Consider the following 12,164-nt stretch of genomic DNA (forward strand, 5'->3'; position numbering starts at 1 on the left):
CAATACGAGGAGAATATTTTTATGCAGGTTATCCATACTACAGACAGCAGTAATTGTTTTACATCAAAAACAGGTGTAGGTCTTGGCAATTTTGACGGCCTGCATATCGGACATATGGCCCTTATCAATACATTGATAAGGGAATCGCAGCTAAATAACCTGAGTTCGATCGTCTATACCTTTACCAAGCATCCTGAAAATATTTTAAGGAAAAAGCTTATTACGCCCTTGTTGCTGACCGAGCAGAAAAAGATTGATTTGCTGGATGAGATACATCTGGATTACCTGTATTTCGACGAGTTTAATGAAGACTTTTCCAGACTGTCACCTGAGGATTTTGTAAAAAAGATTTTGATAGACAAGTTGAACATAAAGCTGGCAGTGGCCGGCTATGATTACAGGTTTGGCTATATGGGGCAGGGGGACATTCCGTTTTTAAAGGAACTGGGACAGAAATACGGTTTCAGGGTAGTGGTCATTCCTGCCATAAAGTGCGATGACGAGGTTATAAGCAGCACGAGGATAAGAAATTGCATCATTAATGGTGAGCTGGAAACAGCGTACAAGCTCCTGGGAAGAAACTACTCGATTACTGCGGAGGTTGTAAGCGGCAGAAGAATAGGGAATACCATAGGTTTTCCTACGGCCAATATCCACCCTGAGAGGTTTCTGGTGCTTCCGGCAAACGGCGTCTATATTACCAAAACCCTGCTGGACGGCAAACTGTACAACAGCATGACAAATGTGGGCTATAATCCCACCTTTGAGGATGTTAAGGAAAAAACAGTGGAGACGCACATTATTGATTTTAATCAGGATATATACGGGAAAAAAATAGAAGTGTTCTTTTTGAAAAAACTGAGAGACGAAAAGAAATTTGAGTCCGTGGAGCTGCTTAAGGAACAGATTTCAAAGGATATGAACTCTGCCAGGAAGTACCTGGAAATTGAAGAGGCAGCCTCGGATTGTACTTGAAAGGCGATATATGAATCGATACAGGATTTTAATCACAGGCATAGTTCAGGGAGTTGGTTTCAGACCCTTTATATTCAACCTGGCTAAAAGCATGGGCTTGAAAGGCTGGGTTGGCAATAGCGACAGCAGTGTGGTTATTGAAATTGATGCCGGCGAACCTGAGTTTTCCAGGTTTATTGAAACTATAAAAACAAGTTCACCGGTATTATCAAGAATTGAAGCTGTATGCTATGAAGTATTGCCTGCTCTGGGATTTCAGGACTTTGTCATAGAACAAAGCCGTGCAGTCTCAAAGGGGCAAATTTTTATTTCGCCGGATGTTTGTACCTGCGGTGATTGTGTTAATGAACTCAAAGACCCGCACAACAGAAGATATGACTACCCTTTTATCAATTGCACCAATTGCGGGCCCAGATTCACCATCATCAGGGACATACCCTACGACAGGGATAAGACCACAATGGACAGGTTTTTAATGTGCCGGTTCTGCAGTGCTGAATACAAGAATCCCGGCGACCGGAGGTATCATGCACAGCCGGTGTCCTGCACTGCCTGCGGACCGGTATTAAACATACTGGATGAAAGCGGGAAAGAGCTGCTTTCTCAAGTGGACGCCGGGAGTGGTGCATGCCTGGAATACCTGGCTGAAACAGTTAAATCGGGTAAAATTGCAGCCATTAAAGGTATCGGAGGTTATCATCTGGCCTGTGATGCCTTGAGGGAGGGCGCGGTTAAAAGGTTGAGAAGCAGAAAACACAGGGATGATAAGCCGTTTGCCTTAATGATGAAGGATATCAGTGTTGTAGAAAAATACTGCCATATATGTGATAAGGAAAGGGAACTGCTGAAATCACCAGCCGCTCCTATTGTACTGCTCAGAAAACGGGAAGGAGCGGTACTTCCGGCAGAGGTAGCACAGCTTAACAGGCATCTGGGTGTTATGCTGCCATATACCCCCATTCATCATATACTATTTGAAAAGGAAGGCTTTCCGGAGGTGCTGGTAATGACCAGCGGGAATCTGAGCAGTGAGCCGATCTTTTACAGGGATGAGGAAGCTGTAGCCGGACTGGCAGGAATTGCAGATGCCTTTTTGACAAATGACCGTGATATTTATATTAGAACAGACGATTCGGTAACGAGAGTGTTCAGGGACAAGGAGTATATTATCAGAAGGTCAAGGGGTTATGTTCCAATGCCTGTCAAACTGGAGGTTCATAAAATGCTGGGTGTGAATCCCGGCATTGAGATTCCGTCTGTGCTGGCCTGCGGCGGTGAATTGAAGAATGTATTCTGTATTAATAAAGGAAATATGTTTTACCTTAGCCAGCATATAGGCGACCTTGAAAACGAAAGTACCAACAGGTCCTTTGTCCACGCAGTGGAGCACTTTAAGAAATTGCTGGACATAGACCCGGGACACATAGCCTTTGATTTGCACCCAGGTTACTTTTCCAGCCAATACGGGCTGCAGCACAAGATTCAAAACAAGACAGGTGTACAGCATCATAAGGCACATATAGCGGCAGGCATGGCTGAAAACGGATTGTCGGGAGAGGTTATCGGTGTTTCCTTTGACGGCACCGGCTATGGAGAAGACGGCTGCATATGGGGGGGAGAATTCTTCACGGGGGGCTATTTCGGAATGGAACGTGCCGGCAGCCTGCAATATGTAATGATGCCCGGAAGTGATTCGGCTGTACGGCATCCCTGGAAAATGGCGCTGGGGCATCTTTATTCCGCAGGACTGCAAAGCAAGGCATTGGGGCAGGACAGTCCTTCTCTTTTGAAGGGCATCAGGCCGGAAGACATTGCTTTCACAATAAGGATGCTGGAGCGGAAGCTGAACTGCCCTGAAACCTCCAGTATGGGAAGGCTTTTTGATGCAGTCTCGGCCATACTCGGAATTAAGACCGACATCAGCTATGAAGGGCAGGCGGCTGTGGAGCTGGAATACTATGCTTCGGACATGGCTGCAAAGCCCTATGAAGTTGTTCTGGAAACCGGCCCTGCAGGAAGCTTTACAGTCAGAACAGACGCCATAATCACACAACTGGTTCAGGAACTGGAAGCCGGCAAAAGTCTGGAGTCCGTGGCTTCCAGCTTCCATGCAACTGTAGCCCGGATTGTACTTAAGGGCTGTCTGGAAATCAGGAACATACGAAAACTTAACAGAGTAGTGCTCAGCGGAGGCGTCTTTCAGAACCTGACCCTGCTGGCTATGAGCACTGAGCTTTTGGAAAACGGCGGATTTGAGGTTCATATGCATTCGCAGGTTCCTGCAAACGACGGAGGAATTGCGCTGGGACAGGCAATAATGGCTATAGCGTGCAGTACTGCCAAGAGTTGAGATTGAAATATGCCGGAAATATGTTTATACTTTTATAGTGAATAGAAATATCATTTATCAGGAGGTTTATTATGTGTCTGGGATTACCTGCAAAGGTTGTAAATATTGATGGAAGCAATGCGGAAGTTGAAATGATGGGAGTAATGAATAAAATATCCATTGAACTGCTGGAAAATGTAAAGGAAGGGGACTACGTGCTGGTTCACGCCGGCTGTGCCATACAGATTGTAGATCAGGAAGAAGCAGCAAAAACCCTTGAAATTTTTAATGAAATAAGGGAGTTGGGCATAAAATAGCGTTATCCTCTGAGCGGCTTTGCAAGATGCCGTGAGCGGCCTGCAGACCATGAAAAGCAAGCCTGCAGGCCCAAATTAGCAGTGTTTAAAATTTGCTTTGACAAATGGAGGTAAGATGACAAATTATATAGATGAATTCCGAGACAAGGCAGTGATACAAAAAATTGTAGACTGCCTTAACGCATATTCGGGACCCAAGTTAAAAATAATGGAAGTCTGCGGTACGCACACAATGGCAATTTCCCGTTACGGGCTCAGGTCACTGCTGCCAAAGAGCATAGAACTGCTGTCCGGCCCCGGCTGCCCCGTATGTGTCACACCCACCGGCTATATTGATACTGCAACAGAACTGGCGGACAATAGAGATATTATAATAACAACCTTTGGAGACCTTATGAGAATACCGGGCAACAACAGCACCTTGCTGCTTAAAAAGGCAAAAGGCAGCAATGTACAGATGGTGTATTCTCCTCTCAATTCACTGGAAACAGCAAAAGCAAATCCACATAAGGAAGTGGTATTTTTATCTGTGGGTTTTGAGACTACTACCCCGGTTATTGCACTATCCGTTTTAAAAGCCAGAGAGGAAGGTATAAAAAACTTTTCTGTCCTGACTGCAAACAAGACCATGCCCGAAGCCGTAAAAACCCTGGCAGAGGATAGGGAGCTTGCCCTTGACGGTTTTATTTATCCCGGACATGTTTCTGCCATAATTGGAACAGACTTTTTTTCATATGTCGCGTATAATATGGAAAAGGCCGGTGTTATTGCGGGTTTTGAGCCTTTGGATATTTTGTATTCCATAAATATTTTACTTAAAAATATTTCAGAGGGCAAAAACGTCCTTGAGAATGCTTACTCCAGAATAGTAGCAAAAGAGGGCAATATAAAGGCCCAACAAAAAATGTACCAGGTTTTTGAGCCGGTGGATGCTGTGTGGAGAGGTATAGGCTTGATTCCAGGTTCAGGTCTGGGTCTCAGAAAAGAGTATGAGAATTATGATACCATGAAGAAATTTGATATAAAGCCCAAGGATAGTCCTGAGCCAAAAGGCTGTTTGTGCGGAGAGGTTTTGAAAGGTAAAAAGAAACCTTTGGACTGCAAGCTTTTTAAAACCAGGTGCACCCCGGAAAGTCCCGTGGGAGCCTGCATGGTTTCGGCGGAGGGAACCTGTGCGGCATATTACAAATATGGGGATTAATATTTGAATTAAATTTTGTAAAAACACAAGGAGGCAATCTCAACAAATGGACAATATAATTACTCTGGCCCACGGCAGCGGAGGTTCAGCCACACTGGACCTCATAGAAAATGTATTCAGGAAATATTTCAAAAATGATATACTTTCTGCCGGAGATGATTCGGCAAGACTTGATATAGGAAATGCAAAAAACATTGTTTTTACTACAGACAGCTTTGTTGTAACACCTGTTTTTTTTAAGGGGGGAAATATCGGAAAACTGGCAGTATGCGGCACAGTAAATGATCTTGCCACCAGTGGAGCCATCCCCATGTATCTTAGCTGCGGCTTCATTATTGAAGAGGGCTTCAGTATGGAGGAGCTTGAAAAGATAGTGGAGGCAATGAGTGTCACGGCGGCTGAGTGCGGAGTCCAAATCGTTACCGGAGATACCAAGGTGGTTCAGAAGGGTGCGGCAGACAAGATTTTTATAAATACTTCTGGAATCGGTATCTTGCCTGAAGGTATAAATATTTCCGGGAGAAATGCCAAAGCCGGTGACCGGATCATAGTATCAGGAACAATTGGTGACCATGGCAGTTGTATACTCCTGGAAAGAGAGAATATGGGCTTTCAGGCAGAGATAAAAAGCGACTGTGCACCCCTGGCAGGACTGGTAAGGGCTTTGCTGGAGGGGGGAGTAGAGGTTCACGTTCTCAGGGACCCCACAAGAGGCGGAGTTGCTACCACCTTGAATGAAATTGCCGCACAGAGCAATGTAACCATTCAGATAAATGAAGAGTCGCTGCCCGTAAAAAGAGAAGTTCAGGGAGTGTGTGAGCTTTTGGGCATGGACCCGTTATATATGGCAAATGAGGGAAAGCTTTTAATATTCGTTCCCGGGAAGCAGGCTGATATGGCTTTGAAAATTCTCAGGGAAAACAGATATGGTGAAAATGCCTCTATAATAGGAGAGGTCATGGAAGGCCGGGAGCCAAAGGTTGTGCTCCGGGCTTTAAGCGGAGGCTTGAGGATAATGAAGCTGCTGACAGGTGATCAGTTGCCCAGAATATGTTAAACAGTTAACAAAACTCTATTTTAAAAAGTTGAGTTAAATATATAAAACTTGTGAAAGGAGGAAAAAAGCTTTGATTATATCCATGAAAGATTTGGGTAAGACCTATAAAAACGGCCATATCGAAGTTGAAGCTCTTAAGAATGCCAATATAAACATCAGCAAAGAAGAATTTGTTGCAATAATGGGACCTTCCGGCTCAGGTAAATCCACCCTGATGAATATTATAGGCTGCCTTGACAGGTCTACCAGGGGCGAGTATTGGCTGGATGGAGTTAATATATCTTCATTGGACGAGGGAGAGCTTGCCAAAATAAGGAATCTCAAAATTGGATTTGTATTTCAATCCTTTAATTTACTGCCACGAATTACTGCTTTACAGAATGTTGAACTTCCCATGATTTATGCCGGTATAGGCAGCCGTGAAAGACGGAAAAAAGCCACAGCCGCACTTGAACGTGTGGGCCTGGGAGAGAGAATGCACCATAAGCCCAATGAAATGTCCGGCGGACAGAAGCAGAGGGTGGCCATTGCAAGAGCGCTGGTAAATTCGCCTTCAATAATCCTTGCGGATGAACCTACCGGAAATCTGGACAGTACGTCAAGCGAGGAGATTATGGCTGTATTTCAGGATTTGAACAGAGAGGGTGTAACAATTGTACTTGTTACCCACGAGCCTGATATTGCCGATCATACAAAAAGAGTGCTCAGATTCAGAGACGGTTACCTGAAATCCGACGAGCTTGTAAAAAATCCGCTTGATGCAAGGGACGTACTTGCCAGGTTTGCAATGGAAGAAGCAAAATAAAAGCTAAGGCTTTTTAAATTTTTTTTATAATTACAATGTCAAATTTTTCTTATAGAGGAGACTTTTATGAATGATAATTTAGTGTCTGCGGCTCAGGAAAATGTATTGCCGAAGCTGAATGTATTTCAGAGAATTATTTATACTGTGACTTCCCCGGAAAAGTTAATGCTTGATTTGGAACGAAAGCCCAGGGTCTTGCTGGGAATACTCTTGACCATACTTACTCCCATGCTTACAATGTTTGCAGCCTTTCCCATGTTCAAGGAATACATGAGGGGAACACTTGAGGCCACCGGAGCATATGCAGAGCTGGTGAGCCAGATGTCGGCGGAGCAGGTGGAGAGTGTGCTGGTGGGTTCCGCCATTTCAACTCCTGTTTTTGCCGGTATTGGTGCAGGTATAGTATTGCTGGTGGAAGCCTTGGTCATATGGCTTGTACTAAAGATATTCAAGGGTCAGGCCAGGTTCAAGCAGATATTGTCGGTGCTGGGCTATGCCGCTGTAATATCTGTTCTTGCGGCTATTGTATCAATTATTGCCATCAATGTCACCGGAGCATATACAGATGTGACCTATACCAGCCTGGCCTCCCTTTTGCCCGAAATGAAGGGGACCTTCGCCTTTGGCTTTGCAAGGACTATTGACGTATTCGGCATATGGGCATTTGTTGTAAGTACTATCGGTATTGCCACTGTAAGCAAGATTGATAAAAAGAAGGTTTATGTGATTATGGCTTGCATATTCATCATTTTGGCCGTATACATGGGCTACAATGAGGTTAAGGCTGCCAGCCTGTTGAATTAGTACATATTGGGGGTAAAAATAGACAATGAAAAAGAAATTAGTTATTGGTATATGCGTTGGTGTGCTGGTCATTGCACTGGTGGTGGCCGGAATTGCAAAGAATGCCGGGTCTGCCGGAACAGGACCTGTATTTTCGGTAAGCGCCGCAGAGATTAAAAAAGACGATATCAGCTCTTTTATTTCAGCAAACGGTACAGTTGCCGAAGTTGAAAAGTCGGAGGTATATCTGGACACTCCTATAAAGGTTACAAAACTGCTGATAAAGCAAAATGATGTGGTAAAAAAGGGACAGCAGCTTGCGGAATTTGATATGGAATCCTTAAATATGGAGCTTGAACAGCAAAAACTCCAGATGAAGACTCAGGAACTTATGTTAAAGAAGCTCAAGCTCACTGATACAACCGTGAGTGTGGCGTCCTCCCAGAATTCTGTGAAGGTGGCTGAAAACAGTGTGGCCTCCGCCCAGAGGACCTATGACATTGCTTTAAAGGACAGAGACGACACCAAGGCGTTATATGATATGGGGGATAAATCCAAGAGTGAGCTGGACAGGGCTGAAAATGCCCTGAAGGATGCCGAGGCAGCATTGAAAAATGCCAAGCTCAGCCTGGAATCCCAAAAAGAGGCCTTTAATTCCGCCAACAAAACAAATAATCAAAATGCAAGTTCAAAGCAGATAGACATTGAGTCCCAGCAGGTTGCAATACAGACTACCCAACTTGCAATAAAACAGCTTGAAAGCAGGGTTAAAAAATATCAGGAGGCTATGTATGCCGCTATGGACGGAATAGCTTCAAAGGTCAATGTTACCGAGGGTTCCTTCACACCAGGCGGACAGCCCGTATTTACGGTAGTTGATCCAAACAAGCTTGAGGTTATGCTGAATATAAACGAATATAATGCAAAGATTATAAAGCCTGGCCAGTCGGTGGATATTACCGGTGACTCCATACCTGAAAAAGAAAAGATAACCGGAAAGGTAAAAACTGTTTCACCTGTGGCAAACACTAATATGAATAGTTCAGGAAGCCAGGAAACGGTTATACAGGTGGTTGTCAGCATAGATAGTGTAAATGATGCCATAAAGCCGGGTATAACTGTAAATTGCGACATCAAGACAGTAGATATGAAAAATATACTGACATTGCAGCTTGACATGCTCAGTCCCGATAAAGACGGCAACAATTTTGTCTATGTCATAAGCAAAGACAAGCAGACCATGAAAAAGGTTGCCGTAGAATTAGGAACCACCTCTGATATGAAGGCTGAGCTTAAAACCGGAGATATTAAAGAGGGCGACCTTGTTATAATGAATCCAAAGACCACATATAAGGACGGGGCCAGAGTTAAATTATCGGAAGGTTAAAGGACGAGGTAAACAGCTAATGAATATTATTGAGAGCTTTAAGCAGGCGTTATCCAGTCTTCGGGCCAATAAGCTCCGTTCCATATTGACAATGATAGGTATAGTGATGGGTGTGTTTTCAGTTATAACCATTGTGGCTATCGGAAATGCAACCCAGAGTTATATGGATAACGAATTTGCAAAAATCGGGGCTAATGTTTTAGCCGTATCATACAAATCGGGCAATCTGAACTCCAATGACATCTTGAAGAATGACGACCTGAAAGCCATTGCAAAGGTTGAGGAAATAAAAAATGTCGGTACTTCCATGGGACGGTCCGGCACCATAAGGCTGGGTGACAAAACCAGAAATGCCAGCGTCACCGGTGTTTCCTCCCAGTATAAGGATATTATGCCCACTGACATGGCCCAGGGCAGGATGATCAATGACATTGACAACACTATGAGGTCAAACGTGGTAGTTATTGCTGAGGATTTTGCCAAGGCGAATTTTAAGGATGAGGACCCCATAGGACAAAAGCTGAGGGTTAAGTTGGGCTCAGGCAGTTCGCTCAATTTAACCGTTATAGGTGTCACCAAAAAGGAAGACTCTATTTTCGGAGATATGATGTCCTATGAAAACCAGACGGTGGCTCTTACTATTCCCTTGACCACCCTTCAGTCCTATTATCCCTGGGCTGATCAACTGAACTACATGTATGCGACAGTTCAGGAAAGGGATAAGGAGTCGCTGAAAAAGATAGCTGCAAAGGTTATCAGGATTCTTGAACAAAAGCATGGCAACAAGGATAAATACTATGTTGAATTCTTGTCCGATGTGCAGGAACAGCTTAATTCTGTGCTGGGAATAGTCTCCTCTGTATTGCTGGTGGTAGCGGTCATTACCCTGGTGGTTGGGGGTATAGGCATAGTCAATATTCTTTTGGTTTCGGTTACGGAACGTATCAGGGAAATCGGTGTCAGAAAGGCCCTTGGTGCCCGCAAGAAAGACATTGTATTCCAGTTTATAACCGAATCCATCATACTCACCGGCTTAAGCGGCAGCGTGGGAATTCTTCTCGGCATCCTGGCAGGCTTTGTTATATCCTCTGCCATAAAAATACCTCCAACCGTGGATGTTACCGTGGTAATACTGGCCTTCTTCGGCTCAGTGGCACTTGGACTGCTGTTTGGAGTATATCCTGCCAAAAGGGCTGCAGACCTTGATCCGATTGAATCCTTGAGATACGAATAAGCATATTGGATATGAAAAAAATATTATTATATGAAAAAATCCTATGCCGGGCCACGGCAACTACCAAAGTCAATTACGGTTAAAAGCCTTCACTTTCAAGTGAATATCATCTTCAGTGTGAAAATTGCTTTTAAGCCGACTTCGAGCGCAGTTTGGGTTTGAAAAAGTTATTTTACTTTAAGGGGCTTCAGCCTCAAACCCAAACTAGCGGATTTCAGTCGATAGTAATTGACTTTGCAATCAATGGAAAGCAGTATTTCAGGTAATACATTGATTGCAAGTCAGTGCGGCAGGCACAGCACAGCTTGTGCCCGGGTGTAAGCCATGCACGGAAACACTGCTTTGACACTTTTAAAGCACCTGTAAACCAGGTGCTTTTTTACCATTTTCTGCAGGCATCTATAAGCTTTCCTGCTGCAAGCCCTGCCAGAAAGGTTCCTCCGAGAATTCCAACGGCTGCTGTAGTGGAAAGTGTAAATTCTGCATCGTTAATTTCAGAGGTGGAAGCGGTGGCGCTTTTTCTGGATGGACGCACATATTTTCTATTTTTATGATTCATAAATACCTCCTTGAAAATCGGAATTTATATTTATCAAAGAATAGTATTTGTGTTTATATTGAATATATACGGATTTTTTTATTATACTATATATGTATGCTTATTTTTTGAAATTATGGAAGTAAAGTCTATTAAAATAATGTTGGCACAGACAAGGCTGCTGTCTTGTCAAATGCCGGAAGTGGAGATGAAAATGACAGACACAGAAAAATCCCGGGAGAATCTGAACAAGCTTTTTGAGGTTAATGGGATAAACATTTTTAATATAAAATCCGACAGATTTAAGACAAACACCATAAGTATCTTCTTTCAGGATAATTTGAATGAAAACTCGGCTGCCATGAATGCACTCTTTCCATCGGTTTTGAGAAGAGGCACACAGAACCTTCCAACGCTCAAAGACATTAACCTGTACCTGGAAGAACTGTATGGTGCGGTATTTGACTGCGGTATTGCCAAAAAAGGCGAGCGGCAGATAATTCATTTCTTTTTCGAGTACCTGTCCGATAAGTATGCAAATGATGAAAACCGCAATTTTGAGGGTGCTCTGGAATTTTTGCTGGATATGGTTTACAGGCCCTTCCTGAAGGAGGGGGTCTTCCATACGGAGTACGTGGAGCAGGAAAAAACAAACCTGAAAATGCTGATACAGAGCAGGACAAATGACAAGGTTCAATATTCCATGGACAGATGTTATGAACTCATGTGTCAGGAGGAACCTTTCGGATTATATGAGTACGGTACCCTTGAGCAGATTGAAAAAATAACGCCTGGAGAATTATATAAGCATTACAGGGATAAGGTTGCAACCCTGCCGGCTGACATATTTATAACCGGTCAATTGGAGGACAGTGATATTGAGTTTTTAAAGGCCAAGATCAGCAGTATAGAAAGAGGTGTTGCCAAAGGTCTTACGTCAGGCATTGTAAAAAAATACGTGGATACGGTTAAATATTTTGAAGACAGGATGGATGTTACACAGGGAAAGCTTTCTATGGGCTTCAGGACCAATATAACCCCCAAGGAAGACGATTATTATGCCCTGATGGTTTACAGCGGAATCCTGGGAGGAGGCATGCATTCCAAGCTGTTTCAAAATGTCAGGGAAAAGGCAGGGCTGGCCTATTACGTGTTTACCGGATTGGAAAAATTCAAGGGTCTGATGATTATAGGCAGCGGTATTGACATAAAGCAGAAGGATCGTGCAAAAGAATTAATACTGGAGCAACTGGAGGCCATCAAGGACGGGAGGATATCCGACTATGAGTTTGAATCCACAATCAAGTCCCTGGAGACGGGAATATATTCTTTGAAGGACAGTCAACTGCAGGTGGTGGACTTTAACCTGAGCCAGCTTATTGCACAGACTCATGATACCTTTGAAGGCATACTGGCAAAGATAAAAAAGGTGACAAAGAAGGATGTCATAAACGTAACTAAGAAAATTCAGCTTGATACTGTTTATTTTTTGACGTCAAAGGCTTCAGAAGCGGATTCAGAAGCGGTATGAGGTGTTA

General features: G+C 43.7%; 11 protein-coding genes. 10 read left to right on the plus strand and 1 reads right to left on the minus strand.

From position 1 onward, the window contains the following. The first annotated feature begins 21 nt into the window (after window positions 1–21). The 9 genes from CLHUN_RS00210 (at window position 22) to CLHUN_RS00250 (ending at window position 10,088) form a co-directional block, all read left to right on the plus strand. Window positions 22–975, plus strand: a complete 954-nt coding sequence (locus tag CLHUN_RS00210) for a bifunctional riboflavin kinase/FAD synthetase (protein ID WP_080062550.1) — start codon at window positions 22–24, stop codon at window positions 973–975. Window positions 976–985: 10 nt separating this feature from the next. Then, window positions 986–3,325, plus strand: a complete 2,340-nt coding sequence (gene hypF / locus CLHUN_RS00215) for a carbamoyltransferase HypF (RefSeq protein ID WP_080062551.1) — start codon at window positions 986–988, stop codon at window positions 3,323–3,325. Window positions 3,326–3,396: 71 nt separating this feature from the next. Further along, complete coding sequence (locus tag CLHUN_RS00220) at window positions 3,397–3,621, plus strand: HypC/HybG/HupF family hydrogenase formation chaperone (RefSeq protein WP_080062552.1); 225 nt, start codon at window positions 3,397–3,399, stop codon at window positions 3,619–3,621. A 115-nt stretch (window positions 3,622–3,736) separates the two neighbouring features. After that, entirely contained in the window at window positions 3,737–4,822 is a 1,086-nt protein-coding gene (gene hypD / locus CLHUN_RS00225) for a hydrogenase formation protein HypD (protein ID WP_080062553.1), read from the plus strand. 46 nt (window positions 4,823–4,868) lie between these two features. Next, window positions 4,869–5,879, plus strand: coding sequence for a hydrogenase expression/formation protein HypE (gene hypE / locus CLHUN_RS00230; protein WP_080062554.1), 1,011 nt, complete (start codon window positions 4,869–4,871; stop codon window positions 5,877–5,879). 70 nt (window positions 5,880–5,949) lie between these two features. Beyond that, window positions 5,950–6,684, plus strand: coding sequence for an ABC transporter ATP-binding protein (locus tag CLHUN_RS00235; RefSeq protein ID WP_080062555.1), 735 nt, complete (start codon window positions 5,950–5,952; stop codon window positions 6,682–6,684). 66 nt (window positions 6,685–6,750) lie between these two features. Beyond that, a complete protein-coding gene (locus tag CLHUN_RS00240; RefSeq protein WP_080062556.1) occupies window positions 6,751–7,488 on the plus strand; it encodes a Yip1 family protein in 738 nt (245 codons plus the stop codon). A gap of 25 nt (window positions 7,489–7,513) precedes the next feature. Continuing rightward, complete coding sequence (locus tag CLHUN_RS00245) at window positions 7,514–8,854, plus strand: HlyD family secretion protein (RefSeq protein WP_080062557.1); 1,341 nt, start codon at window positions 7,514–7,516, stop codon at window positions 8,852–8,854. 19 nt (window positions 8,855–8,873) lie between these two features. Beyond that, on the plus strand, window positions 8,874–10,088 hold the full coding sequence (locus tag CLHUN_RS00250) for an ABC transporter permease (protein WP_080062558.1): 1,215 nt from the start codon (window positions 8,874–8,876) through the stop codon (window positions 10,086–10,088). A gap of 379 nt (window positions 10,089–10,467) precedes the next feature. Here CLHUN_RS00250 and CLHUN_RS00255 read toward each other — a convergent pair whose 3' ends face one another. Further along, complete coding sequence (locus CLHUN_RS00255; protein ID WP_080062559.1) at window positions 10,468–10,647, minus strand: hypothetical protein; 180 nt, start codon at window positions 10,645–10,647, stop codon at window positions 10,468–10,470. Between the two features lie 193 nt (window positions 10,648–10,840). On the opposite strand from CLHUN_RS00255, the gene yfmF reads away from it, so the two are divergent. Continuing rightward, on the plus strand, window positions 10,841–12,157 hold the full coding sequence (yfmF, locus tag CLHUN_RS00260; protein WP_080062785.1) for an EF-P 5-aminopentanol modification-associated protein YfmF: 1,317 nt from the start codon (window positions 10,841–10,843) through the stop codon (window positions 12,155–12,157). Window positions 12,158–12,164 lie beyond the last annotated feature (7 nt).

Origin of the sequence: Ruminiclostridium hungatei (genome assembly GCF_002051585.1) — a bacterium.
GTDB lineage: Bacteria > Bacillota > Clostridia > Acetivibrionales > DSM-1351 > Ruminiclostridium > Ruminiclostridium hungatei.

Bases quoted from the DNA above. Each gene is read 5' to 3' on its own strand.
- CLHUN_RS00210 (WP_080062550.1), top strand. From the start codon at position 22: ATGCAGGTTATCCATACTACAGACAGCAGTAATTGTTTTACATCAAAA.
- hypF (WP_080062551.1), top strand. From the start codon at position 986: ATGAATCGATACAGGATTTTAATCACAGGCATAGTTCAGGGAGTTGGT.
- CLHUN_RS00220 (WP_080062552.1), top strand. From the start codon at position 3,397: ATGTGTCTGGGATTACCTGCAAAGGTTGTAAATATTGATGGAAGCAAT.
- hypD (WP_080062553.1), top strand. From the start codon at position 3,737: ATGACAAATTATATAGATGAATTCCGAGACAAGGCAGTGATACAAAAA.
- hypE (WP_080062554.1), top strand. From the start codon at position 4,869: ATGGACAATATAATTACTCTGGCCCACGGCAGCGGAGGTTCAGCCACA.
- CLHUN_RS00240 (WP_080062556.1), top strand. From the start codon at position 6,751: ATGAATGATAATTTAGTGTCTGCGGCTCAGGAAAATGTATTGCCGAAG.
- CLHUN_RS00245 (WP_080062557.1), top strand. From the start codon at position 7,514: ATGAAAAAGAAATTAGTTATTGGTATATGCGTTGGTGTGCTGGTCATT.
- CLHUN_RS00250 (WP_080062558.1), top strand. From the start codon at position 8,874: ATGAATATTATTGAGAGCTTTAAGCAGGCGTTATCCAGTCTTCGGGCC.
- CLHUN_RS00255 (WP_080062559.1), bottom strand. From the start codon at position 10,647: ATGAATCATAAAAATAGAAAATATGTGCGTCCATCCAGAAAAAGCGCC.
- yfmF (WP_080062785.1), top strand. From the start codon at position 10,841: ATGACAGACACAGAAAAATCCCGGGAGAATCTGAACAAGCTTTTTGAG.